The 25,515-nt window shown below is 56.7% G+C and carries 15 protein-coding genes and 7 pseudogenes; 8 read left to right on the forward strand and 14 right to left on the reverse strand.

Annotated elements, in window-relative coordinates:
• Positions 1-60: 60 nt before the first annotated feature.
• Together P0Y43_RS23330 and P0Y43_RS23335 are read right to left on the reverse strand one after the other, a co-directional pair.
• Entirely contained in the window at positions 61-582 is a 522-nt protein-coding gene (locus P0Y43_RS23330) for a DUF3833 domain-containing protein (protein WP_275639623.1), read from the reverse strand.
• Position 583: 1 nt separating this feature from the next.
• Entirely contained in the window at positions 584-1,138 is a 555-nt protein-coding gene (locus P0Y43_RS23335) for a chalcone isomerase family protein (RefSeq protein WP_275639624.1), read from the reverse strand.
• A gap of 213 nt (positions 1,139-1,351) precedes the next feature.
• Between P0Y43_RS23335 and P0Y43_RS23340 the strand changes: the two genes are divergently transcribed.
• The gene (locus tag P0Y43_RS23340) at positions 1,352-4,675 is read left to right on the forward strand and encodes a type III effector HrpK domain-containing protein (RefSeq protein ID WP_275639625.1); all 3,324 of its coding nucleotides are present in this window, start codon (positions 1,352-1,354) and stop codon (positions 4,673-4,675) included.
• 183 nt (positions 4,676-4,858) lie between these two features.
• On the opposite strand, the gene P0Y43_RS23345 is transcribed toward P0Y43_RS23340, so the two are convergent.
• From P0Y43_RS23345 to P0Y43_RS27160, 3 genes and pseudogenes are all read right to left on the reverse strand, one after another.
• The gene (locus tag P0Y43_RS23345) at positions 4,859-6,157 is read right to left on the reverse strand and encodes a tetratricopeptide repeat protein (protein ID WP_275639626.1); all 1,299 of its coding nucleotides are present in this window, start codon (positions 6,155-6,157) and stop codon (positions 4,859-4,861) included.
• A 250-nt stretch (positions 6,158-6,407) separates the two neighbouring features.
• Complete coding sequence (locus tag P0Y43_RS23350; protein WP_430540276.1) at positions 6,408-7,610, reverse strand: methyl-accepting chemotaxis protein; 1,203 nt, start codon at positions 7,608-7,610, stop codon at positions 6,408-6,410.
• A 66-nt stretch (positions 7,611-7,676) separates the two neighbouring features.
• Positions 7,677-8,006, reverse strand: a pseudogene (locus P0Y43_RS27160) (PAS domain-containing protein); the annotation flags it as partial.
• A 664-nt stretch (positions 8,007-8,670) separates the two neighbouring features.
• On the opposite strand from P0Y43_RS27160, the pseudogene P0Y43_RS27165 reads away from it, so the two are divergent.
• From P0Y43_RS27165 to tnpC, 5 genes and pseudogenes are all read left to right on the forward strand, one after another.
• Positions 8,671-9,345: pseudogene (locus tag P0Y43_RS27165) on the forward strand (PAS domain-containing protein); the annotation flags it as partial.
• Between the two features lie 153 nt (positions 9,346-9,498).
• Positions 9,499-9,894, forward strand: a pseudogene (locus tag P0Y43_RS27170) (methyl-accepting chemotaxis protein); the annotation flags it as partial.
• Between the two features lie 20 nt (positions 9,895-9,914).
• Entirely contained in the window at positions 9,915-12,002 is a 2,088-nt protein-coding gene (locus tag P0Y43_RS23360; RefSeq protein ID WP_275639629.1) for a putative bifunctional diguanylate cyclase/phosphodiesterase, read from the forward strand.
• 330 nt (positions 12,003-12,332) lie between these two features.
• Positions 12,333-12,692 (forward strand): IS66 family insertion sequence element accessory protein TnpB, encoded by a 360-nt coding sequence (gene tnpB / locus P0Y43_RS23365; RefSeq protein ID WP_004883347.1) that lies wholly within the window; start codon positions 12,333-12,335, stop codon positions 12,690-12,692.
• 18 nt (positions 12,693-12,710) lie between these two features.
• Positions 12,711-14,243: pseudogene (gene tnpC / locus P0Y43_RS23370) on the forward strand (IS66 family transposase).
• Between the two features lie 69 nt (positions 14,244-14,312).
• Here the strand turns inward: tnpC and P0Y43_RS23375 are convergent.
• The 9 genes and pseudogenes from P0Y43_RS23375 to P0Y43_RS23415 form a co-directional block, all read right to left on the reverse strand.
• A pseudogene (locus tag P0Y43_RS23375) lies at positions 14,313-14,624 on the reverse strand (transposase); the annotation flags it as partial.
• A gap of 284 nt (positions 14,625-14,908) precedes the next feature.
• Positions 14,909-16,600, reverse strand: a complete 1,692-nt coding sequence (locus P0Y43_RS23380; protein WP_275639630.1) for a hypothetical protein — start codon at positions 16,598-16,600, stop codon at positions 14,909-14,911.
• A 36-nt stretch (positions 16,601-16,636) separates the two neighbouring features.
• On the reverse strand, positions 16,637-17,665 hold the full coding sequence (locus P0Y43_RS23385; protein WP_275639631.1) for a class II aldolase/adducin family protein: 1,029 nt from the start codon (positions 17,663-17,665) through the stop codon (positions 16,637-16,639).
• Positions 17,662-18,411 carry an HAD family hydrolase gene (locus P0Y43_RS23390; RefSeq protein ID WP_275639632.1) on the reverse strand — a complete coding sequence of 250 codons (750 nt, stop codon included), beginning with the start codon at positions 18,409-18,411 and terminating at the stop codon, positions 17,662-17,664. Before P0Y43_RS23390 ends, P0Y43_RS23385 begins: the two co-directional genes overlap by 4 nt.
• Positions 18,411-20,465, reverse strand: coding sequence for a hypothetical protein (locus tag P0Y43_RS23395; protein ID WP_275639633.1), 2,055 nt, complete (start codon positions 20,463-20,465; stop codon positions 18,411-18,413). The genes P0Y43_RS23390 and P0Y43_RS23395 overlap by 1 nt, the downstream gene beginning before the upstream one ends.
• Positions 20,462-21,067: a phosphatidylinositol-specific phospholipase C/glycerophosphodiester phosphodiesterase family protein gene (locus P0Y43_RS23400; protein ID WP_275639634.1), complete on the reverse strand. Its 606-nt coding sequence runs from the start codon at positions 21,065-21,067 to the stop codon at positions 20,462-20,464. The genes P0Y43_RS23395 and P0Y43_RS23400 overlap by 4 nt, the downstream gene beginning before the upstream one ends.
• Complete coding sequence (locus P0Y43_RS23405) at positions 21,064-21,762, reverse strand: glycosyltransferase family 2 protein (RefSeq protein ID WP_275639635.1); 699 nt, start codon at positions 21,760-21,762, stop codon at positions 21,064-21,066. The genes P0Y43_RS23400 and P0Y43_RS23405 overlap by 4 nt, the downstream gene beginning before the upstream one ends.
• Positions 21,759-22,163 (reverse strand): GtrA family protein, encoded by a 405-nt coding sequence (locus tag P0Y43_RS23410; RefSeq protein ID WP_275639636.1) that lies wholly within the window; start codon positions 22,161-22,163, stop codon positions 21,759-21,761. Before P0Y43_RS23410 ends, P0Y43_RS23405 begins: the two co-directional genes overlap by 4 nt.
• On the reverse strand, positions 22,160-23,833 hold the full coding sequence (locus tag P0Y43_RS23415; protein ID WP_275639637.1) for a sugar phosphate nucleotidyltransferase: 1,674 nt from the start codon (positions 23,831-23,833) through the stop codon (positions 22,160-22,162). Before P0Y43_RS23415 ends, P0Y43_RS23410 begins: the two co-directional genes overlap by 4 nt.
• A gap of 200 nt (positions 23,834-24,033) precedes the next feature.
• On the opposite strand from P0Y43_RS23415, the pseudogene P0Y43_RS23420 reads away from it, so the two are divergent.
• Positions 24,034-24,905 (forward strand): annotated as a pseudogene (locus P0Y43_RS23420) (IS5 family transposase).
• A 212-nt stretch (positions 24,906-25,117) separates the two neighbouring features.
• A pseudogene (locus P0Y43_RS23425) lies at positions 25,118-25,515 on the forward strand (IS5 family transposase); the annotation flags it as partial.

Raw genomic sequence — 25,515 nt, forward strand, 5'->3', positions numbered from 1 at the left:
GGGTCGGGGGGCGCAACGATACTGATTTTCGTGAGGGGCGCCAAGGGCCTCGGGGCGCTGTCACAAGCGCCGGAAGAACAAGGTGACCTGCCCCACCTCGATACCGAACTTGCGCATGCTCGTGCGGTTGATCAGGGTGTCCTCATCCATCAGGTACATCCAGTCATCCATCTCCAGCGCCCAATGCCGACCATCGACCGGCACGTCCAGCCGATACCGCCAGTGCAGCGCGTTGCCCGCCACCTCGCCCTTGGCCTCGCCGATCACATCGCCCGCCTGCCCGCGCCAGTGCCTGGGGCCCTCTGGCGTGAGGGTCCAGGTGCGTTGCTGGCGGGTGCCATCGCTGTAGACGAAGCGCTCGTCGAGAATCAAACGTTCGCCCTCGCGCCGGCTGTCGATGCGCACGTGGAAGCGCTTGGTGACCTCCCCCGAGCGGTCCTGCACCATGCCCCACGCCTGCACCGGCCGCGAGAAGAACGCCAGCAGGTCGAACACGGGTTTTTCCCGGGCGTAGGCCTGCACGTCGACATTGCCGCAACTGCCGAGCAGCAGGCAGCTGAGCAACAACAGGAATGAACGCATGTCACCTTCCTCCATCAGCCTCGCCAAGCCCCATCAGGTGCTGGCGCAATTGCGGGTCACGTGCCCGGCGGTCCAGCCAGATGGCGAAGAACGCGCGGGAAAAGGCCGCGTCGTCGATACTCCGCTGCAACTGGCCATTGACGTAGAACCGACAACCGCGCCCAGGCAGGTACAGCCCGGTGATGCGCATGCCGGGGCGCACATCGACGAACGCGCCGTCCAGCAAACCGCCCCAGCGTGCCAGGGTCGACGGGGCAAGCGCCTCGCCGCCCAGCCGGCGCATTTCGTCCAGGCTGGCCTTGACCAGGGTGTCCCGGGACAGGGTTCGGTGGTAGGTCAGTTCGAGTGCGAAGGGTTGGCCCCAGTCAGGCGGCGCCACCGGGCTCCATAACCGCGCGTGGTACACACGCAGGCCGAACCACGTGAATTCGCCGCTGCCAACCAGCCGGGCGTCCGGCAACAGCCGCGGCCCATCGGCCCAGGCTGACGAGGTCAGGGCGAGCAGCAAGCAGAGCAGGACCGGCGTATGTCGTCTGGGGGTGTGGATGGCCAACATTTCGCTGACTCCGAAGCCTGGGCCAAACAAGATTGTACAACCCTATTGGTTTGTACAACTTTTCACGCGACAGGTTCCCAGCGTATCGGTTCAACAGCTCAGGTATGGAACGCTAGCGACGTCACACTTTGAAATACTTTCACTCGGATGCCATATACCTGACGCAATCCATTCCTATCGTCGGAAACCTCCCGCATTACCGAGGCCTCACCGATGAAGACCCCCGCTACCGACGTCAGCACGCCTAACCCCACCGGCACCCCTGTATCACTGTTCGAATCGGCGATTCACCGCTCCCTCGCCCTGCTCAAGGACAACCCGAACCCTGGCGGCGCCAAGGCCGCCGACCCCAAGCACTTCATGGTCGGTGCCGTAACCGACAACAAGAAGGCCGAGGAAATCGCCGCAGTCATGGCCACCCACGACCCGGAAGCGATCAAGCGCCTGAATGACCCGAACCTGGCCGATATCAGCAACACCGGCGTGCCGCTGGCCAACATCGCCTCGATCACCCAGGTGTCACCCAACGTCCTGGAACTCAAGACCCGCGACGGTCGCGACATCGTCATCGTCAAGCAGATGACCCCCTACCTGTTCGACGCCATGGCTGGCAAGGCCGGTGCAGTGGAAGCGCTGAACAAGAGCAAGGCCGAGGGCTACCGGATCGCCCAGGCCGGCGACGTGCCACCGGGCATGAACGACTACAAGGCCATCGGCCCGGCTGATGAGGTCGGCCCAGGGTTGATCCGCTACGAAACCTGGTCGGGCGACAAGGTCATCGTCAGCAACGAGGTCAACCACACGCTGTTCGACCAGGTGAAGAACGACCAGCAAACCCTCGCGCTGATCAACGACAGTGAAAAGGAAGGCTACCACCTGGCCAGCGCCGACCAGCCCGCCGACGGCCTCAAGCTGATCGGCACGCCCGAGGAACTGGGCCACGGCCTGATTCGCTACGAAACCGAAAGCGGCGAGAAGGTGATCGTCTCCCAGGCCGCCACGCCCAACCTGTACGCCTCGATGGTCAAGGTCTCCGACGGCATCTTCGGGGTCGACGGCGCCGCCGACACCAGTTGGATCGACAACTCCAAGTACGCCAGCGGCGTGCGCGACTGGGACACCCTCACCGGCAACAAAGGTGGCGCCAAGCCCACGGAAGAGGAAAAGAACCTCGAACGCCCGCGCGCCGCAGCCAAGATGCTCAGTGACAACTGGGACAAATGGGGCCTGCACGACCGCAAGGTCGACTTCGCCAACCCGCCCAGCGACCTGCCGCCCGAAGCCCAGGCGGTCCTCAAGTACCTGGCCGGCAGCCCGAGCCTGATGAACGCCCTGGACAGCGGCGGCCTGGGCAAGAGCGACGGCGTCATCACCCGCGCCGAGGTAGACCGCTTCATCAGCCAGTCGAACAAAGACCTGTCGGCGGCGTCCTCGGCCTACGGCAAGTTTCTCTCGAACAATCCCGACGCCTCGGAGCTGGCCAAGGCGAACGCCAAGTCGGCGGCCATCGTCATGGCCAACATCTCCTTGGTCAGCAGCGCCGGGCCACAGATGCAGGGCGAGCACCAGCGCGCCAACAACGGCAGCCTGACCACCGACAACCTCGCCGCGATCCACAACGACCCGGGCCTGAGCCTGGAGCTGAGCGGCGCCGCCGGCTACTGGTCCAACCCTGGCATGCTGCATGTGCTCGACTCGGCTGGCGACCTGCCAGCCACCGCCACCAGCGATGGCATCGTGCAGCAGAAGAACCTGCGCGCCTGGCTGGAGAACCAGGCACCGAAGGACGACCACGGCGTGCTGATGATGCTCAGCAACGCCTCGATCCGTGGCTCATTGGCCGATGTCGACACCTCGAAACTGACCCAGGACATCCTCGAGCACCCCGAGAACTACGACGGCAAGACCAAGGCCGCGGCCATGCTCGAGCTCAGCGACGCCCGCGCGCGCCTGGCCTCCAGCGACAAGGTCGACGGCGGCGGCGACTTGTATGCCGGCATCACCGCCGACAGCCAGTACCACCTCAACCCGACCAAGTCCAAGCTGCTCAAGCAACTGGACGACGCCGCTGCGAAACTGGCCGCCGACCCGGACGTCAAGACCTTCCTGGCCGGCGCCCAGGGCCCGGGCATGCGCGACATCGTCAACAGCGACCCAGCGATCAAGCAGGCGCTGCAACACAGCCAGGACACCCGCATCAACAGCGGCGACATCATCAACACCAGCCTGGCGGCCAAGGGCGCCGACGGCCAGCCGGTGACCCTGCCCGAGGCGTTGAGCCTGGCCGGCACCGACGCCACCCTCACCGACCTGGCGCTGGGTGGCGACGGCAAGGTCGACCTGGCAGCGATCGCCGAGAAGTCCGGCAAGAGCGGCGACATCGAGCAGTACTTCCGCGAGCACATCCTCAACGGCAAGGACCTGGACGACGCCCTGGCCAAGGGCGGCGACCCGCTGGCGGCGATCGGCCAGTTCGGCTCGCAGGCGGCGCTGTTCAGTGAGTTCCTCGGCGACCGGGTATCGCCGCAGGATGCTTCTGACGTGCAGCAGCGGATCAACCAGGCGCTCAGCCAGACCCTGATCGACGGCGCCACCGACGATGCGCTCAAGGACATCTTCGGCGACGGCAGCGGCAACTTCGACGAAGCCAAGGTCACGGCGATCATCGAGAAGGCCATGGCCGACGACCCGGATATGTTCAAGGACGCCAGCGGCACGCCGATTCGCCCGCAGGACGTGGTGTCGCTGATGCGCTCGGTGTGGGACCTCAACCGCCAGGGCGAGAAGATCAGCGATGCCCTGCCCAAGGCCATCGACGGCATGAAGCTCAACGTCGGCGAGGCCTACAAGCAGGGCCTGCTGCACATCGGCAGCGCCCTGCTGGCCGGCGGCGTGCTGGCCGCGCGCTCCAGCACCGGCGGCAACTCGCCGACCGACAACGCCTCGCGGGTGTCGGCGGGCATGCAGTTCGCCGGGCTGATCATCGAGGGCGGCACCAAGTACGCCAAGGAGGCGGGTTACGGGATGGTTTGGAAGCCCACGCCGATCGACCCGAGCAAGCCCCAGGGCATCGGCGACTTCCCCACCGGCAAGATGGTGCAGAACGCCGACGGCATCAACCGGCTGGGCAACCTGGGCAAGATCGTCGGCGGCGCCGGCAGCTTCATCGGCGGCGTGCTGGGGTTGATCAGTGGGGTCAACAGCGCCTTCGCCGGCGACAAGGTCAATGCCGGGTTCTCGCTGACCACCGGCGCCCTGGGCACGGGCGCGGCGATCACCTCGATCATCGAAGGCGGTGCGGGGTTGTTCGGGCTGGCCGATGTCGGCGCGATCGCCGGGGCGTTCTCCGGGGTGCTGGGCTGGGCCACGGCGGGGGTCGGGTTGATTGCCGGGATCGTGTTCCCGATCATCGAGGTGGCGCACCGGGAGAAACAGCAGGACCAGTTCTTCGGGGCGTTGAAGCCGGTGGTGGACAAGTATGGCCTGGATGGTGGGCCGATTACCGAGGATGATCGGTATCAGGAGTATCTGTTCTAGGGCTGTGATGGCCCTATCGCGGGGCGGCTTCCCAACGGGTAGCCGCTATAGCGCTCCTAAGCCTCCAGGCAGGCAGTACTCAGCTACAACAGGGTGGGCCTGTGTTGGCCTGTTTGCGTGCCCAACACACTGAAATCTGCTTCAACGGACGCGTACGCAACATGGGGCTTTCTTCGTCTTTGCTCAAAGACGCTTGAATACCTTTTCGCAGATACGCTGAAAAGCAGGATGGTTGGCGAGGTCCCGATTTTCCGGCGCCCTCAGTAGAATTGGCAAGAATCCACATCCAAGGTCTGCCGCTGCGGCAAGGGATTCAAGCGCCTGGTCTACTTCCCCGAGGAGGATCATCCCGGAAGAGAACGTGGCCCTCAGGGCTGGGTTGTCGTGGGCGTGGGCATCCAGGAGCGAGCGTGCCTGGGCTTTTTTCCCACAACGCGCCAGCGCACAGACCACCGAAGAAGGAGCAAAACTCCAGGTCAGGTCATGCTTCTCAAGCTTAAGCAGCTCATCCGCAAGTGCTTCCGACGGCGACATGAAGGCGTTGTAAGCCAAGAGAAAAACATAGGCCATCGGGCTGTGAGGGTGATCTTTAACTATACGCTCAACTATGATCAACCCTCTATCGAGCTCTCCAGAAAACACAAGCGCACGCACCAACAAGATCGCCAGCGCTGGGGAGAAAGGGGCAAGTTCATAGGCATCGCTTAGCACGGCGATTGCTTTTGAAATTTTATTTGTGGCCAGCAAGTGCCAGCCATAATAGTAATGGGCCGAGGCATCCAAGCTTTCAAACTCAAACGCACGCTCATGATACTTTACAGCTTCGTCAAACGCCCAGGCACAATCAAGGAGGTGGGCTTTTGCACTATAGTAACCGGAGCCCATCCTGGCGGCGACGGGAATGTCCTCTAGAATCTTCAACGCTTCCTGAATATTATTTTGACGCAGCGCCCAACCACAACTGACCTGCGTTGAAATACATTCTGCAAAGGCCAACCTTGCTGGATCATAGACGGGCGTTTCTCTCATGACCTTTCTGAGCAAGGCTTCAGCCCTTTGAAGCGAACACGTGGTGCGCTGGTGAATCAGCTGCCGAGCATGCATGATCGACTCTGCGACCTGCGGCTTGGCATTGGCTGTTCTCATGAGTTGGTGATGCACGACAACGGAACTGAAGGACTGAAGTTCTTCAGTAGCAATTTGCAATTGATACCCCACCCCATACAGCGCAGCAATCTTGACATGCCTTATAGCCGAGAGGGATTCACGCGCTTTGGCTATACACCTGACCAAGCTTTCGTCAGACATTGCCCCCTTCCATATTTTCTCAGAGAAGGATGACTTGGGAACGGCTGCGGGCCAGTGACTGATCAATATATGCAGCACCGCACGTTCTTTAGGTGCAATTTTTATCAGCTTCTGTTGAAAGTAAACATTTCCATCTTTTTCGGCTACCAGTCCGAGCTCGGCGAGAGAAATCAACGTTACGTCCTCGTTGACAGTATTCCATTCACACTTGAAAAAACAGTGTGAGGGTATACGCAAAGCTCATGACTGACAACCGCAACAGACTGGGCGCTATATTCAAACGGCTCCGATGTTGTAACTGAGTGCATCTGGCGCCGCAGCCTATCGGCGTCGCCGCGTAAGCCTGCGAGCTTTAGCCAGCCCCCAAGCTGCACTCACATGCAACAACCGCAAGCCGCTGTGATACGGACGGTGAGGACCAGAATCAGGTCTTCGAGGTATCCTGTTGCCGCTTCGCCCAAAACTGCAGCGCCAACTCACGCAACGCTGTGCTTAGACGTGCCACTTCTCCAGCAGCTCGACGGCTACTTTCCCCGGTAGTGACATTGGCATCGGCAGCCTCACGAATACTGCTGATACTGCGATTGATGTTCTCGCTGACAGCGCTCTGCTGTTCCACTGCGGCAGCAATCTGCGTGTTCATCTCATTCATTTCATTAACCTGCTGGCCAATACCTGCGAGTGCAACAGCTGCTTGTTGAGCATGGTCGACACTGGCCTGCGCTTGCTCTCGACTCTTTTCCATCACACTCACCGCCGAGCGAGCGCCCTCCTGCAGGACGTCGATCATATCCTGAATATCCGTGGTGGATTGTTGGGTTCGTGCCGCCAGGCTGCGCACTTCATCGGCAACCACGGCAAAACCACGACCTTGCTCCCCGGCGCGAGCAGCTTCGATAGCCGCATTCAGCGCCAGTAGGTTAGTCTGTTCAGCAATCCCACCGATCACATCCAGAACTTTAGATATTTCACTACTATGGCTTTCCAGCTCATGGATGACGCGTGCGGCTTTTAATATCTCACTCTCGAGCAACCTGATGGACTCACTCGTGTGCCCTACCAAATGCTGACCTGAACGTGTTTCATTATCGGCGACTTCTGCCGTGCTGGCCGCTTTCTGCGCATGACTGGCTACGTCTTGCACGCTCGCGGCCATTTGATTGATGGCCGTGGCCACTTGATCGGTTTCTGCTTGTTGCGCGGCGGTCAGAGCACCGCTGCTCTCGACCTGCTTGACTAGGCTGAGGGTATAGGACTCAAGCTGGTTGGCCGCATCACCGATGCGCCCGATCACCGCACCGGTCTCCGCCTGCCTCATACGCAAAGCAAAATCAATCTGCCCAAATTCGTCCAGCCGTCCACTATAAAGAAACTGGCTCAACGGGTTGTCGGCAATGCGTCGGGATTTATCGACAAGCGTAATGAGGGGGGCCAGCAGCGTTCCAACGCAGACCGCACTCAAGCCACTGATGACGCCTGCGGCCACCAGCACGCTGAGATAAGGCAGTGAGAAAATAGCAGCCGCCCCCGCCAAGCCCAGGATGACAGACGCAACAATCAGCAAAATGAGCTTTGCGCGCAGGCCTAGTGGCAAGCGCCAACGCTGGATGCGCTTGCCTGCACGCATTCGCGCATACGCCTGTTCCGCCGCCTGAACCTGTTCAGGCTCGGGCTTCGTGCGCACCGATTGGTATTCGACGGTTTGGCCATTCTTGCTAATAGGCGTGACGTAGGCACTGATCCAGTAGTGATCACCATTCTTGCAACGGTTCTTGACCAATCCCATCCAGGATCGCCCTGAACGCAAGGTTTTCCACATATGCTCAAAAGCCGATGGCGGCATATCCGGGTGCCTGACGAGATTATGCGGCCGCCCCAAAAGTTCAGCCTCAGTGAAACCACTGATCTTGATAAAGTCAGGATTGACATAGGTAATATTGCTGTGCGTGTCTGTGGTGGAGAGGATATTCACATCCTCAGGCAAATCGAGACCACGGCCCGTGACAGGTAAATTCTGTCGCATAGTGACGCCCCTTAATCATTCCCCTTTATATTCAGGGGGATTTCGACCCGCATACTCAACAGCCCGGCCATGAATAGCGCTTTGAAATGACCCATTCGGGCTTCATACAGAAAGTATCACTTGCAATATCCAGAACTGCTTATCACACCCGCCCTCCTCAGCCAAGCGCGGCGCCTATAAAGATAGCGGAATCAACATCAGCCGAACTCAGCACATGCGCAAGTGAGCGTTAGCATGCCTTCGGGATGAACTCCGCAGTCGATGGCTTGTTCATCGACATCACACCTTCAAAAAACTGTAAATTGTTCACCCCCGGCAATCCTGATCAAATTATGATGATCCCGCCGGCACAACGCGCACGGTTGGAGCGGGGACTATTTGCAGCCTCCCGGACGCAGCCAAATCAGTTGCCCAGTAGGGCTCGTCGAAATCCCCATCATAATTTCATCAGGATTCACCGGCAGTATCAATTTACCCTCATGCCAAACTTCCAAAAGCTGAGCATGCGGGTTAATCCGAAACGAAGGAGCCCATCAACGCATGAGCAGGCATGATCGGGTACGCCACCATGTTTATCTTGAAATCCAGTCACATCAAGAATATCTCTCACCTCAATGAAAAATATAGAGATGCCGAGAGCCCGCTACACGCCATACAATCAACGATGGCAGTGCTCGAACTCACCCACTCAGGAATGATCATCAAAGCCAACAATATCTTCCTGGATCTATTCGACTATGACCTCAATGAAGTCCTAGGGCAGCATCACAGCCTGTTTTGCGAAGCTGACTATGCGGCAAGCCGAGACTACAGAGACTTTTGGAACAGGCTGGCAAGCGGAACGTCTTTCAACGATCGATTTAAATGCCTAGACAAGCACGGAAAGGAAATATGGTTAGAGGCCAGTTACCTCTCGTTCAAAGGCACCGACGGCAACACCAAGGTGCTGATGCTGGCGACCGACATCACCATTAGAACCCATGAAGAAAACGCCCACAAAAGTTTAATCAAGGCGCTTGACAGGTCGATGGCTGTCATTGAATTCGACATCCACGGAAAAATCATTACGGCCAACGAAAATTTTTTGAAGTGCTCTGGGTACAGGCTGGAAGAAATTCAAGGGCGCCACCATAAAATCTTCTGTGACCCCGCCTATGTGCAAACCAAAGCGTACAGCGATTTCTGGGAGGCTCTGCGTTCAGGCGAATTTAGCTCAGGGCTGTTCAGCCGCATCAACAAAGCGGGCGACGAAATTTGGTTGAATGCCACCTATAACCCACTGTTCGACAGCAAGCAGAAGTTATCAGGCATTATCAAAATCGCTAGCGATGAAACCGAGCAGGTCAATCAAAAAGCCAAAGAAACGACCGCCGCCAAGCTTGCCTATGAGACATCGGAGCACACCCGAAGCCTCACATCCTCCGGAATGAATGTCACCCAGCGGGCCGCCGAGTTGGCGAGCTCAATCGCTCTAGACATGCGCGATGCCTCCTCAAAGTTTACCAGCCTGGATGTGCAGTCCCAGCACATTAAAAAAGTGGTGTCTTCGATTAAAGAAATTTCCGATCAAACCAACCTCCTCGCACTGAACGCTGCCATCGAAGCTGCACGTGCTGGAGAGCAAGGTCGTGGGTTCGCCATCGTAGCCGAGGAAGTACGAAGCCTGGCGAAACGCACTGGATTGGCGGCGACTGAAATCGTCACCGTCGTTGATCAAAATTGCAGCCTTGCTGCTGAGGCCGTAGGGAAAATATCGGAGAGCAGCTTGAAGGCTGAGCAGGGCGAAGCCCTTGCTACACAGGCGGGCTCCGTCATGGACGAAATTCATGTCGGTGCTCAGACGGTGGTCTCCGCCATGAGCACGTTAGCCTCGCTTTACGCCACGTAAAGCATAGGGAGCAGTCGCCAGTGTTGATTGGATCCTACAGCTCATTTCTTGTGGCAGCCTCTTTATTTGTAGCCATTCTGGTTTCCTACACGGCTTTGGGTATGGCAGGCAGGATCTCATCGTCGGCAGGGAACTACGCCAACGCCTGGCTGGCTGGCGGCGCATTTACGATGGGGCTGGGTATATGGTCGATGCACTTTATTGGCATGCTGGCATTCCGCTTACCTATCGACGTGGGTTACGACGCCCTTTTAACGCTCACCTCCTTTGCGCTGGCAGTCATCTGCTCGGCGTTTGCGCTATGGGTAACCGACACCCCTCACTTGTCGCTTATCAAGCTCGCCATTGGCGCGTCGCTCATGGGGGGAGGGATAGCGGCGATGCACTATCTAGGCATGGCGGCTATGAAAATGACACCTGCCATCGTCTATGACTGGAGGCTGGTGACCACCTCAGTGGTGGTGGCTATCTTATCTTCTGCCGGGGCGCTCTGGCTGACCTTCACGCTGAAGCATCAAACCACCTTTATCTTCCTGCGGCGGTGTGGATCGGCCCTCATCATGGGGACGGCCATTTCTGGTATGCATTACTTAGGCATGGCATCGGCTGGGTTCCCCGAAGGAAGCTTCTGTGGTGCCGCCAATCAGGGCATCAGTGCAGCATGGCTATCCTTGGCCTTAATCGCAATAAATCTATCGGTTATCGGAGCCGCCTTACTCATCTCCATTTTTGATGAAACGATGGAGCAAAGAACGACAACACTGTCAACATCACTTGCCTTGGCTAACAACGAGCTCTTGCAGCTTGCTCTTTATGATCCACTTACCCGCTTGGCTAATCGCACACTGCTCAATGAAACGCTTGAACGCGCCCTTAAAGACACTTCAGGTAGCGATGTAAAGGTTGCCATACTTTTTCTGGGCCTGGACGGTTTCAAGCCTATCAATGACGCCTACGGTCGCTGCACGGGGGACCAAGTGCTGATTGGCGTGGCCGAGAGGATCAAGTGTGCGGTGAGGCCAGGAGACACCGTTGCGCGATTGGGCGGGGATGAGTTCGTCGTGATGGCCTCTATTCTCCGCCCCGCCGATGCGTCAATGATAGCAAGGCAGATTATTGATTCACTGAAAAAACAAACCATAACGCACAATCATCAACTGGTCATCACAGCGAGTATCGGCATTGCGATTTATCCCGATGATGCCAAGGATCGGCATGAGCTCATGGTTCATGCCGATTCAGCGATGTACTATGCTAAAGAACGTGGGCGAAACGACTATCAATTCTTTGAGCGCTCCATGTATGCCAACGCCCAGCAAAATCTTGAATTGTTGCTGGAGCTGCGCCAGGCGGTGCATCGAGGCGAGTTGGAGCTCTATTATCAACCAAAATTTTCTGCGCCGGCAGGGCCCATTGTGGGGGCTGAGGCACTAATAAGATGGCGCCATCCTGTTCGCGGATTGATTTGCCCTGTCGATTTCTTGACCCTTGCCGAAAAATCCGGATTGATTATTGCCATTGGCGACTGGGCGCTAAATGAAGCCTGTCGGCAGCTCCGCTGCTGGCATGAAAGCGGCCACCTGGATTGGGGGGTGGCAGTCAATTTGTCAGCAATACAACTCAATCACCCCGGCCTGCGGTCGTCCGTTGAAACCGTGTTGAAAAAAAACAATATCGCACCGGAATCCCTGACACTCGAGATCACCGAGTCTTTAGCAATGAAAGACATTTCTTCCAGTGTTAAAGTGTTGAATGAGCTCTCTGCTGCAGGGGTATGCATCTCCATTGATGATTTTGGAACAGGGCACTCCAGCCTGATGTATCTCAAGCAGCTCCCCGCCAAAGAAATAAAGATAGATAAAGGCTTTCTGGACACGCTGTCGGAAGGCACGGACGACACTATCATTCTTTCCAAAATCATAGAGCTTGCCAAGATGCTTGATATGCGCGTTGTCGCAGAGGGTGTCGAAACAGTGGAGCAGCAACGTGCGCTGACATCCATGGGGTGCGATATACTCCAAGGTTTTCTACTCGGACACCCGATGACCGCTGATGAACTGACACAACGAGGAGCACCCTGGCTTGATCAGGTGATGCCAGATAGGTAATCACTTGTCATTCGATAGATGATGACGCCACAGCGAAAGGTGGCATCAATGGATTATTCGACCCCTCGTGCCCCGACCTGAACTTCGATCGACAATCTAGAGAAACTGCGTATAGGTCGCCGATCGCTGATAGAGGCGCCGAGCCTGCCGCATCGCCTCGAATGGAGTCGGATCTCACACAGACCAGTGAATTGTCGGCGCCCATCCCTGGCGTGCAGCAGCAGGCGAGTGCCTGGGATCGATGGACCGTAAGCGCGCCATGAACCCCACATTCAAAGCCGCTAGTTGATGCCCGATGCTGTGCTCCGATTTTTCAGGAGCCCGTTCACCATGATGCGACCCGACGCCAAAGTCGAAAAGGTTTACCTCTATCCCAAGCCCGTCGACTTCCGAAAATCCATCGACGGGCTCGCCGCTCTGGTGGAACTTGATATCAAGGTGGCCGTATTCGATCCGGTACTTTTCGTATTTCTTAACAAACCACGCAATCGCGTGAAGATCCTCTATTGGGAGCGTAACGGCTTCTGCCTTTGGCTCAAGCGTCTGGAATCCGAACGTTTCAAAACTTCGCCCGACGCCACCGACGAAGCGATTGTCCTGACGGTCCAGGAACTGAATTGGCTACTCGATGGCTTCGACCTCTGGCGCAACCGTCCGCATCAGGTACTGACCCCGCGCTTCGTCGCCTGAGTCGGTATAATCCACGGCATGATTTCCATGCCCAAAGACCTCCCTGACGACCCTGTTCTGCTCAAGCAATTGCTTGAGCAGATGATCAGCGAGCGTGAATCGGACAAGGGCAAGATCGTTCACCTCGAAGAGGAAAACGCCTTGCTGCGCCAGCGCTTGTTCGGCCGCTAGTCTGAGCAGTCAGCGGACCCGCTGACGCCACAAATGGCGCTGTTCAACGAAGCAGAAAGCGTTGCCGAGCCAGCCGGTGAAACGGCAGAAGACGAAACCGTTGCACCGGCACGGCAACGCGGCAAGCGCAAACCGCTACCCGCCGATCTTCCGCGCATTGAAGTCATCCACGAGCTGCCTGAGCACGAACTGACCTGTGCTTGCGGGTGCCGTAAGCATGCCATCGGTGAAGAGATCAGCGAGCAGCTCGAAATTGTTCCGATGCAGATCCGTGTGATCAAGCATATCCGCAAGGTTTACGGTTGCCGCGGGTGCGAAAGCGCGCCAGTGACAGCCTACAAGCCCGCTCAATTGATCGAAAAGAGCATGGCCAGTCCAAGCGTATTGGCCATGCTGCTGACCACCAAGTACGTCGATGGTTTGCCCTTTCATCGTTTCGAAAAGGTACTGGGCCGCCACGGCATCGATATACCAAGGCAAACCTTAGCGCGCTGGGTCATCCAATGCAGTGAGCATTTCCAGCCGCTGCTGAACCTGATACGCGACAGTTTGCTTAGCAGCCGGGTCATTCATTGCGACGAAACCCGCGTCCAGGTATTGAAAGAGTCTGGCCGTGAGCCGAGCAGTCAGTCCTGGATGTGGGTGCAAACGGGTGGCCCGCCTGGCAGACCGGTCATTTTGTTCGACTATTCCACCAGCCGGGCGCAGGAAGTGCCGATGCGCCTGCTCGATGGCTATCGCGGCTACGTGATGACTGACGATTACGCTGGTTACAACGCATTGGCTGCCCAAGTGGGTGTTGAGCGCTTGGGCTGTTGGGCCCATGCGCGGCGCAAGTTCGTTGAAGCACAGAAAGTGCAGCCAAAAGGGAAAACCGGACGTGCAGACATTGCGTTGAACCTGATCAACAAGCTGTACGGTGTTGAGCGGGATTTGAGCACGGTGAGCGATGAAGCCCGCAGGGCCGGTCGTCACGAACGCAGCGTGCCGCTGCTGGCGCAATTGAAAAGCTGGATGGAAAAGACCCAGCCCCAAATGACCTCGCAGAACGCACTCGGCAAAGCGGTGAACTACTTGGCGGGCAACTGGAGCAAACTCGAACGGTATGTCGAGGAAGGCTTCCTATCCATGGATAACAATGCTGCCGAACGCGCCGTCCGCCCCTTCGTGATCGGCAGGAAGAACTGGTTGTTCAGTGACACACCGAAAGGCGCGGTAGCCAGCGCACAACTGTACAGCCTGGTTGAAACCGCCAAAGCCAACGGCCAAGAACCCTATGCCTGGCTGCGCCACGCACTGGAGCAACTGCCGCATGCTTCGACGGTGGATGATTACGAAGCGCTGTTGCCGTGGAACTGCAAGCCGGTAATGCCACGGTAAATTGAGACCTCACCCTGCAGTAGATGGGGTTTATGGATCGCTTACGATGCTTCTCCAGCAGGTGCCGGAAATTGTGGTGTCTTCGGGGAGCGGAGCGCTGAGCGTCAGGCGAGCAAACTGGCGCATCGAAGTGATCTCGTACAGCCCCTCTTCCATGGTTGGGTCGCTCAACGAGAACCAGTTTTGCAGCAGGTGAACACGCAACATGGTTTCCAGTGGGTACGGCTTGCGACCACCGCCGGCCTTTGGGTAGTGCGGCTCAATCAATGCCACCAAACCGCTCCACGGCACCACCTGTTCCATCTCGGCCAGGAAACGCTCGCGACGGGTTTGCTTGCGCTTACCGGCGTACTCGAAATCGGAAAAGCCCATCTGACTCATGGGATGGAGGGCTTGTAGAGGGCTGTTGGACGGAGCGCTATTTCAGCACAGGTCTGGCGGCCTGTGCTGACTTGATCGGAGAATCCATAGCGACCTGTCAGGCCTACGCCAAAGAAGTCTAGACACCGAAATGAAAAAAACGGCCGGAATGGCTTGCTCCAAGGCCAGTTTGGCGTAACACTGGCCAGTGCTTTTTTCAAACCGAGTTAACACTTCTTCCCACGCCGTTTCGTCTCCCTGACTGATGTTTTTGAGTGTTTAAAACAAGATATTTAAAAGGGGGCTCAGGGCGAAATGACGGGTTTGTTATTGCTTAACAGAACTTCCGACTTGAATACCTTTAGACGGCCTAGGTCGCAAGCGACCGTGAAGCGCTGGTTGTCGAAGGTACCTTCGCTGGAGAGGAGTTGACGGGTCTGGCGATCCAGCTTGTAGCCTTCGGCAGTTTTCTCGTCGGTTTTCTTTACCCATTTTTCGAACTCGTAGATAGGGAGGAAGCCGACAGCATCTCGGGTATCCAAGACCAGGAAGTCTACCGGTTTGTCGCAATACTTACCTGCCGGGGACAGGTTGTTCCATGCAACGGAGACACACGTCTCAGGGTAACTGAGTGCGTTGATTGCCGATGGTGCCGTGAAATCAATGAAGATATGTCCGGGCTTGCGACCATTACTGTGTTTCTCGATGCAACTTACCGTAGAGGATGCGAGGCTCATGTCATTGCTCGAGAAGGTTTCTTTGATGAAGTAGCTAAAGTGGCTTTTAGGGGCGGGAGAACTCTTGAACCCCTGCGTGACACTGCTGACCTTTTCGAACTCTAGCTCAGCACGGTGGGCAAAATCAGCCAGCATCAGGACGACTAGTGTGCTAAACAAGTAAACAGCCTTTGGTGAGCTCGCGTATCCGGTGATGCCGAGCAGTATCAGGAACGAGACGCTGGTGAAGTAAGAGCCGATGCCGGTAGTGCTTTTCACCGAGAGTATTAGGTATGTGGTTGCCATCGTGACAGCGACCAGTATGGCGACAAAGTCGGCACGGCAGGCCCTGTTGCGGATGATCGCGACCAGCCAACCTGTGGCGAGCACTGCCATTACAACCGTATTAGCCAGACTGCTGAAGGCACCCAGGTAAAAGCGCTCGATGGGGTTTTCCGGGCCAGACGGGACGCGGGTCATTTCGAGGAAGTGCTTCACAGTGGCAAGGTATTCGGTCCAGATTTGCGGCTTGAAAGGAATAAGCAAGAACTGTGGATTGGTCAGAATGCCCAGGGTCAGCAGGAATACGGCTGCAGGAATGAGCAAAGCAGGGACGATCTGCCTTCCCTTAATTCGTCGCAGCATCAGGAAGGCGGCTAGGGGGGCGATCAGCAGCCCGCTCAATTTGAGCGACCCGGCGACTGCAAGGCTCAGGGCTACGCGAACTGTCCCGCTGACCGTTGCTCGCTCGTCATTCAGGGCAAGATATACGGTAAGCAGCGAGAAGAAAGCTACCGTATTTACCGTGCCGAAGCGCAACGAGAAATAGCCAAGGGAAGGGAAGAGGGCAAATATCAGTACCGCACTAGCGCAGCCCCATTCGGGAACCTCCAGACGCTTTAGCGTCTTGCGCATGACGATCATACTCAGAACCGCGAACAACAAGGAAATCTGGCGAGGAGCGACGATCAGGGGCCAATCCACGGAGAGGGCTTGGCTGATCATGAACAGGGGGTAGGTGACTAAGACCAGTGGAGCCCAGAATATCCAGCCGTATGCGTAGTCGTTGATCGAGAATAGTTGCCCCAAGTTGCCAGACTGCAGACCCAAGTGAACTCGGCGGAGGGTTGATTGGAACGCAACGTCATCGATTTCCCGGAAACCGAGTATGCCGAAGTTGCTCGAGAAGGTGAAGTTTTCGAGAAAGAGGGCAGCGATAATGGCGCCGGTTATGGCATAGCAGGCGATCGTGTAAGTACGGAATGAGCGTTCGGTCATCATAAGGGGGTCGTCGGTGAGCTTTGATAGTTCGCGGCGCTATTTCGCCATCTGTATGCGGTAGCGTTCCGCGTCCCAGTTGAGGAGTCCGCAAATGTCGTCGTCGGAAAGGGAGGACAGCCGTGCGTTCGCATCTTGGCGGGCGAGGACATCGTAGTAGCATCGGATTTGTGCTTGCTTGCCGGTATTGAACGTAGGGAGGGTAAACACACCCTTACCGCGAATGAATACGACATCCGGCGTCGGGGTGGCCCTGGCGAGTGAAGAAGGGAGTTCGGCCTCGTCGCTCACCATCACCGCACGAGCGCCAAGAAAGACCACATGATCGGGGTACAGGGCCCAGTCGTCGTGTAGGCGCTCGAAGAGTACGGGGTCGATAGCTAGCTGGTGAAGTAGTGGATCACCGATGGGGCCCCAGGAAAGGGTTTCGTTGCTGCTGATGGGGGCAGTGGGCAATTTGGCTGCAACTGGCGCACGCGGTGCGGTGCGGAAAATGTCTGTCAGTGTGAGTAGGGTGGCATTGGCTTCGGCAATGCTGCCTGCTCCGATCACGACCCCGTGGTTCTGCAAAAAAACTACGTTCGAACCAGGAGTCTCAGCCAGGGCTTCTGCTACGCCAGTCGCCAAGGCAGCCCCTGGCTTGAGATACCTTACGCAGGTCCAGGTGATTCCCGGAGCAGATGCATGGCTGAGGGTCTCGCGAAAGCCTGCTCTGACCAGATGCGCCAGTACCTCGACGGCGTGGACATGGACAACGATCCTGTGGGGCATCAGGGCGTGTAGCAAAGTCTCTATTGATGGACGGAGGTGAGAGTCACCGCAGATGAGGGGCACCACCTCGAAGTTACCGACTTTGATTGCTTCTCGCAGGTGGGCCAGGTCGGCGGGTACAAAGATATCCTTCTCGGCAGCATCGGCGAGCCAAGTGCCGGACGCCTTGACCCAAAGGGTGTCGCCATCCTTCCAGGATATGTTGCCGCCGGCGCCCTGCACCAACAGGGGGTCAGATCCGATGGATGCGCAGTAGGCGCTGACCTCCGCTCGGAGGTCGCTTTTGTCGAGGTTCATCGTTTATCTCCCAGATTAGCAATGAACTTTCTCAGGACGCTGAAGCTCTTGAACGAGGCATCTGGTGTGTTTTCTCCTTCGCCGAGCGATGAGCCCGAATGGATTTTCTGCAGAGTTACTGCATTGATCTTTTGCCGTGCCCCGCGAATGTCATTCACTGGATTGTCGCCTATCATCCAGATGCACTCCCCCACTGGCCGCATTTTCTCAAGTGCGATCTGAAAGGGGGCCTCATGGGGTTTGTCGAAACCGGCTTCTTCGCTGGTTACAATGTAATCGAAGTAATGATCGAGCCCGAAATAGACCACCTTGCGGAACTGGATCTGAGCCGTCAGGTCGGTCACGATTGCGGTCGGGATACCCAGCAGGCGCAGGTCGTCCAACAGGTCTTTGACCTCGTCGAACAGCACGGCATTGCTGAGAAAGGTGCGCCAGTAGGTCTGTTCAAAGTCCAGTGCCAGCAGAACCTGCGAACCCAGGCCCATGATTTCGAGCATGCGCTGCAGGTACAGAAGACGGCTGTGGGAAGACGCGGTGTGTTTCAGGCGAGTTTTGACCTGCTGGCGTGCTTCCTTGAACGCGTTGTCAAACACTTCCGGCTTGATCGAGAAGGTATTGACCACTTTATCTCTGACCGCCTGCTGTGCAGCGGAATGCGCCGGGTCGTAGGGATACAGCGTGTTATCGGTGTCGAACAGGATGGCGTCGGGGAGACGATTGAATCGCTCGGGTGCAAAAATCTTCACTATATGAACCGTTTTGTCAGTGCTTGGTTGATATGGGAGAGGGTAATCAGTTGCATTAGCCCCATGACGCCGTCTTGCCATTGCGGTTTGAGGTCGAGGAATTCGAAGACGCGTGGGCAGACCATCCGCGCTGCCATTTCGATGTCCTGGGCCGACGTTTCGCCCTCTATGGTCAGTTCGACCTCATTCGCGTCGTTACGAGTTGACATGTCGACATGCAGACCGCAAACACCGACCAATACTCGGGTGAGCGAGAGTTCGTTCAGGCCGTTGCGCGAGCGCGCCACGATCTTGAATTGCAGAGGGTGGTTTTTGCCGGCTCCCTCCAGAATGCGCGGATGGATGGGTTGCAAGGACAGCACCAAGTCTGCATAAGCTGCTTGTGGGCGAATAAAGCGTGCCGAGTCCGACTCTCTGCGTTCGAAGGAGGCCAGCACCTTCTCTTCGGTGTGCCCACGCTGATGTACATCGCGCTGGAGCTTGAAGTGGCGTCTCAGGCTTTCGTCGATGTCGAGGTAAACACTCAGATTGTAGCATTCACGAAGGATCGGCATATATAGCGCGTGCAAGCCGCTGGCTATGACAAAGTCATTACTCTTGATCATGAACGGGCGGCTCATGCGGCCGGTTTGATGATCGTAGTGCCTGGAGTGGATGTTCTTCGAGTCGGTCAATGCCACGAGGTCATTGGCGAAGCCTTCAAGGTCGTTGGCCATGGGGTTGAGGTGAGTCATTACCTGCCACATGGGTTTCTGACGGTCCCACAAGTGGTAATCATCACCCGAAAGGGTGGCGACTGAGTGGCCACCAAACAGCCCTTTTATCGCATCCGAATAGGTATCCTTGCCTGCACCAGAGTCGCCGGCGACGCCGATGACGAATGGTTTGCGGCTGAGACGAAAGTAATCGTTGCGGCTGACCGACTCTCGCCAGATTCGAATGGCCAGAACTACACCTGTTGCGACCATCGCTGTATGGACCAGCGACGACAACTTGTCGGCGAACAACCATTGGCTGGCCGCTTGCGGCAGCCATGATGCCTGCTCGACCATCAGTTTGGCGTCAGGGGTAATCAGCAGAGCGCTCACCACATAGAGCAGCGAGAAGATCCCGGCGATAGCGACCGCAACCCGGTTGCTGGCTGCCTGATAGGCCACCAGGGATGTGATGGCCCAGATAAACCATCCTGGCGACGCCGGCGTCATCAGGACCACGAGCAGGAACACCAGGCCGAGCATGGAGTGAAAGAGCTCGAAGTTCGGGCGTTTGATCCGCCAGGCCGCATAGAGCATCAGCAAGTAGACGAGGGGCACCACGTACAGGAGGGTGGTATCGCCGATGCTGAATGCCAGCTGGTAGACTTTCCCTATTTCCGGGTTGTTGAAGAGCATGCTGACGCCTGCGCTGGACAACAGAAATGGCAGAACGGTCACGACGGCGCCCACGCCCAGACCGATCAGCAGGTGTGGCAGGTGCTGGCGCAGAGGGCGGTTGTGTTGCAGGTATATCAGGAAGAACGGGAGTGCCAGCACCATGCTCAGCTTGGCTGAGATCGCAGCAACAAAGACCAGGCCCGTCAGGATCAACCGCGCACGCTTGAGGAAGTAAAGCGACCCGGCAAGCAAAAGCACCGGTATCAGGTCGTTGAACCCGAGCAGGTAACTGCCGACGATCACGATAGGCGATAGCCAATACACAGCAATCAGCAATCGATCACGATCGGGAACTATTTTTCTGAGTACCACCAGAAGCAGGAAGTCTGCGCCGATCAGTGTCAGGCCGTAGCCGAGTATCAGAGGGAGCGAGAGCGCCTTGCATAGCAAAATTGCGGGCAGGAAAGCCACCCACATGACAGAGCCATAGGGAAACGCAGTAATTGCGCCGCCTTGATCCAGCCACGCCCCCCACGGGTTAAGTGTCAGCGTGTTGGTGCTGGTGTCCAGGAATGGCAGATACCACTCGGTCACCGGTGTGGGGGCTACCCATAGTACAAGTACAAGACGAAGTACCAGCCCGATCAGAAAGGTCGGGTGGCAGAGAAACTTTATATTCATGCGTTCGCAGCCAACGTTTCCCAGAGGTCCGGTCGCTTGGTGCAAACCGCTTCGGCAATGATATTCCGCTCGGCCAACAGTTTCGCCAGCATTGGTATCTCGGTTTCGGCGTTACGGCCCTGGAGCTCGGGGGAAACCAGGCACAGTTTGAACCCCGCATCTTGTAGTTGCTTGGCGTCGTCATGGCTGAGTGGGAACTGGGTGAAGCAGTCGACCCATACCCAATCAACTTTGCCTGCCAGTGTCAGTGCCGTTTCAATCGATTCGAACTCGGACACACGGACGGCGCAACGGCGTTCGCCAGCTTTGGACCACTTGATCAGGAACGGAAAGGACTGATCAAGGAAGAAGTAGTCTTCGATTCCCTTTTCTTTCATTAAGGCGATCAGGCGTGCTTCCAGGCCTTCTTCCTTGACGTTCAGAATCAGTGTGCCGTGCTGATAGTCGGCAATCCATTCGTCAAACGATTCACCAGGGACGCAGGGGTCGTGGTGGATAATCAGGTCGTTACCGTAGCTGCGGATATCGACTTCGATGCCATATTTTCCATCTGTGGCATTGAGCTCCTGACGGGTGTTACGTCGATGCGAGATGAGTTTCATGTCCTTAGACTCTTCTTAAGTTGCAAACTGAAATCAACAGTTCTGCGGATGAATTTTCTTTTGGCTGCCCAGTTGACGTTCCAGTGTGAAACGCCGTGGGCGCGCTCACCAAAACGCACAGCAAATCGATAAACTTTCAAACCCTGAATGTGGGCTTGGTAATACGCATACAGGTCAAGTGCAAAGTCCGACGGGGCAGCCTGCCAGCGCTGGAAAAAAGCCTTGGAGAACATGGTGGGTTGAGCGTTTATATCCCACATCGGTTTGCCGAGCAGAACCGTTTCGAAAACGCTCATGCCGAAGGTGAACACAACATCTGCCAATGGTCGGCCGAAACGACGCCCTTTTACAAAAATGTCTGACCCGTGCTGATCAAAGAACGCAAGCCCACGCAAGGCGTCCATTGGGTCAGTTTGCAGGTCTGCATGGGTCCAGCCGAGAATCTCGCCTTCAGCTGCACGCAGGCCGGAAAGAATGCCGTGTCCATAACCTTGATTGACCTCGACCCGTACGCTTCTGCATCCGGAGTAGGACGGCAACAGGCGCTCTAAAACCTGCGGGCTGTCGTCGGTGGAGCCATTGTCGACCAGAATCACCTCTACGCCAGGTTGTTCGACCAGGCCTTTGCAGCGTTCCAGCAGCAGGGGCAAATTGGCCGACTCGTTGTAGCAGGGGATGATGAGCGAAAACTTCATGACTTCTCCGTAAGATTGCTGGCCTTGAACACGAACAACTTCATTCCAAGGAAGTTGAGAGCGGCCGATACACCCGTGGCAATTAAAAATGCAACCGGGACTGCAATGGACAGTGTACTGAGCAGCGCCAGGCAACCGGCGTTGACCAGAACGTTGGCGCCCAATGTGATCGCATACAGCAGGACGAAGCGCCATACGCTGCCAGGCGCATGCTCCTGCTGGCCAAAAGTCCACACCTTGTTGGCAAAGTACGCAAACAGCGTGCCGGTCAGAAAGCCGACTGCTTTGGCCTGATCGACAGTCATCCACTCTGTCCAGACCAGGCCGCGATAGGTCAGGAGATCGATCAGGACAGTCAGCGAGCCTACGACCAGAAAGACTACAAGCTCACGCTTGATCATGCTGTCGTGCCCGGTAAAGCGGGCACCATTGCTTGATAGCGAGACTCCAGTCCGGCAACCGCGTCTTGCGGGATTCGACCATCGTTCTGCAGCCGATAAGGGTGACCTGCCCATTTGTGGAAACAGGACTGCCAGTATTCGAAAGTGCGCAGGTCGTTCGGGGTGCCCCATGACAGGAAACTATCGACTTCGAACAGTTCGCAGCGCAGGCCTGATTCGATGGCATCGTTAATAGTCGAGTCAATGTAGAACTCGCCATTGATGCGACCATCACGCTGAATCAACCGCGAAACCACTTGGCGGAAGTCTTCCGCGCGGCGGAATGTAAAGGTTCCCAGTACGATCGGATCTGTCGCCGGGGATTCCAGTGGGGTCTTCACTGAGATTCGACGAATCTGACCGTTCTCAGCATCGATCCAGCCAAACATTTGTGGATGACGGATGGCATTTGCATGCCCCCTCACGCCCCACACAATGACATCTACTTCTGGATTGTCGACCAGGGCCCGGAATGCCTGTTCATCATAAAGGGCGCCATTGTCGCAGGCGCCAAAGGTAATGGGGCCTTGAACATCCGTGATAGCGCGTTCCAGAGCCTCCAGTCCGAGCAGCGCAGTGCAGGCCTGGCCTTCCGTTACTTGCGGGATTGTTTCAATCACGGTGCCGGGGAATACACGTTCAAGTTCTTTGGCTATTTCTGCGTAACCGGGCATGTCCTGGCGAAGAACGAAGGCATGGTGCTCGGCTTTGGGCAAGTCCTCAGTGGCTTGGGTGACCATGGGTTTGCCTGACACCGGGATCAGTGGCTTGGTCAGTGCATAACCTTCTGTTGCAAAGCGCTGGCCCATTCCCGCCATCGGGATGACCAGGGCGCCATTCGGGGAAGTCTGCGAACGTTTTGATTGCCCGTTCATTGTTTTGAAAGTCGCCGACCAGCCATTGTATTCCCGGACATCGTCCGGTGTGCCCCACTGCATGAAGTGCTGGAGTGGGTAAACCGCGACAGGTTGGTTTTCTGCCAGCAGAGACCTGTAGGCCAGGCTGACGTAATACTCACCACCGACGTTGAGTTGTTGATCCATGGTATTGCGGAACGCTTCGCTCATGGTCTTGCCCGAGTCGAAGTAGTAAGTCCCACTGGACGCGAACTCCTCCATGCGATTGTCGGTGTAGGCCTGCTTCTCTTGAATGTCCTGCACCCAACCCTGCGTTTCGCGGATGTAGGCATAGTTCGTGCTGCCGAGGGTATGCGGGTGAAAGCCTTTGTAGGCAGGGATTGCACCCACACATGCCGTAGCCTTCACGAACTGTTTGAAGTGTTGCCAATCCCAGTAACAAGTGAAGTCGCAATAGTTGATGATCACCGGGGTGTCAGCGGCAATCAGATGCTCTACCTGTCGTACGGCATGGATCGGGCCGAGTTTATGAGCAGGAATACCGACGATCTGACCGGTAGGGCAGTGGTCTTGCAGAATGGACGCCATGCGGTAATCAGGATTATCCAAATGGTCCTGATTGCAAATAAAAATAAAATCGGTTTCACCCGGAAACATATCAATGACATGGGCAATAATCGGCTTTCCGTCTATTTCAATAAGTGGTTTGGGGACTGAGTAGCCTGCTCGACGGAAGCGCTCGCCGAACCCTGACATTGGAATAATTATCTGCACAAAATACTCGTTCACATACGGTGTTGACGTTAAGGTTGTGCACAGCCAGTGTGCCGGCCACGCGACCAATCGCAAATGGGCGGAATTTTAGCCTATAGGCAGGCGCAGAGTCATTAGGGATTCTCCGATTAAGTCAGCACAGGCCGGCCTGACCTGTGCTGAAATAACCCTCCGTTCAGCTACCCCAACAAGCCTTGCCTATGAGCCAGATGAGCTTTTCCGATTTCGAGTACGCCGGTAAGCGCAAGCAAATCCGCCGTGAGCGTTTCCTGGCCGAGATGGAACAGGTTGTGCCGTGGAGTGGCTTAATGGCGCTGATTGAACCGCACTACCCAAAGGCGGGTGGCGGTCGCAAGCCGTATCCACTGGAAACCATGCTGCGTATTCACCTGCTGCAAAACTGGTTTTCGCTGAGCGACCCGGCCATGGAAGAAGCACTGTACGAAATCACTTCAATGCGCCAGTTTGCTCGGCTGACGCTCAGCGCGCCGATTCCCGAAGACACGACGATCATGAATTTCCGGCACCTGCTGGAGAAGCATCAGTTGGCGGCAGGGATTCTGGAAATCATCAACAACTACCTGCAAGACAAAGGCCTGTCGTTGCGTCAGGGCACCATTGTCGACGCCACCATCATCCACGCGCCCAGCTCGACCAAGAACAAGGAAGGCGCGATCCAGAAATGCATCAGACAAAGAAAGGCAACCAGTACTTCTTCGGCATGAAGGCGCATATCGGCGCCGATGCGGGCTACACCGGCCTGGAGAAAAGACCAGAGCATGCGGGGCGGCAAGTGATCTGGCAGATCGCAGCCCGCCGCAGTACCTACAAGCACCTGAGCAAACGCAGTGTGCTCTACAAAGCCAAACGTCAGATCGAGAAGGTCAAGGCACAGGCCCGGGCGAAAGTCGAACATCCCTTCCGTGTGATCAAGCGTCAGTTCGGTTATGTGAAAACCCGCTTCCGTGGCTTGGCCAAGAACACGGCACAGCTGACCACGCTGTTTGCGCTGTCGAATCTGTGGAGGGTGCGCCGCCATTTATTGGCTGTTGCGGGAGAGGTGCGCCCGTGAGAGCAGATAACCAAGGCGTTGCCTTGGTTATCCAATAATCAGCGGCTGAAAATCGGGCGTTTCGGCATCCCCAAGCCGCCTATTTCCGGCTGATGGGCAACTTGTTCGGAGTTTCCCTAGGCTCTGTCTGAAATCCCAAGAAACTCACATGTGGCCCTGGAACAGCTTGGGTTCTGTACAGTCGCCGACCATCTACAGAAAGGAATTCTGTGATGGCAAAGCGGTACGAACTCTCGGATGAAGCGCGGGCAGTGGTCGCTGATCTCTTTACGGCAGTCCACGTCAGGGGCCGGCCGCGCAGCAGTGATCGCTTGATGCTCGATGGTGTGCTCTGGGTGCTCTGCTCAGGAGCAGCCTGGCGAGATATGCCCGAGCGTTTCGGATCTTGGGCGACGGTCTATCACCGCTTCCGAGTCTGGCGAAACCGCGGAACATTCGATCAGATGCTCAGGCGATTGCACCTCAGACTCAATGACAAAGGCTTGATCGATCCCCACACCTGGATGATTGATTCGGCCGCTGTGAGAGCAACCCGTGCTTCATCTGGAGCGCGGAAAAAAGGGGGCCTGACGAGCCTGCCGATCACGCTCTAGGCCGCAGCCGTGGCGGC

Origin of the sequence: Pseudomonas entomophila, assembly GCF_029193575.1 — a bacterium.
Lineage (GTDB): Bacteria > Pseudomonadota > Gammaproteobacteria > Pseudomonadales > Pseudomonadaceae > Aquipseudomonas > Aquipseudomonas entomophila_G.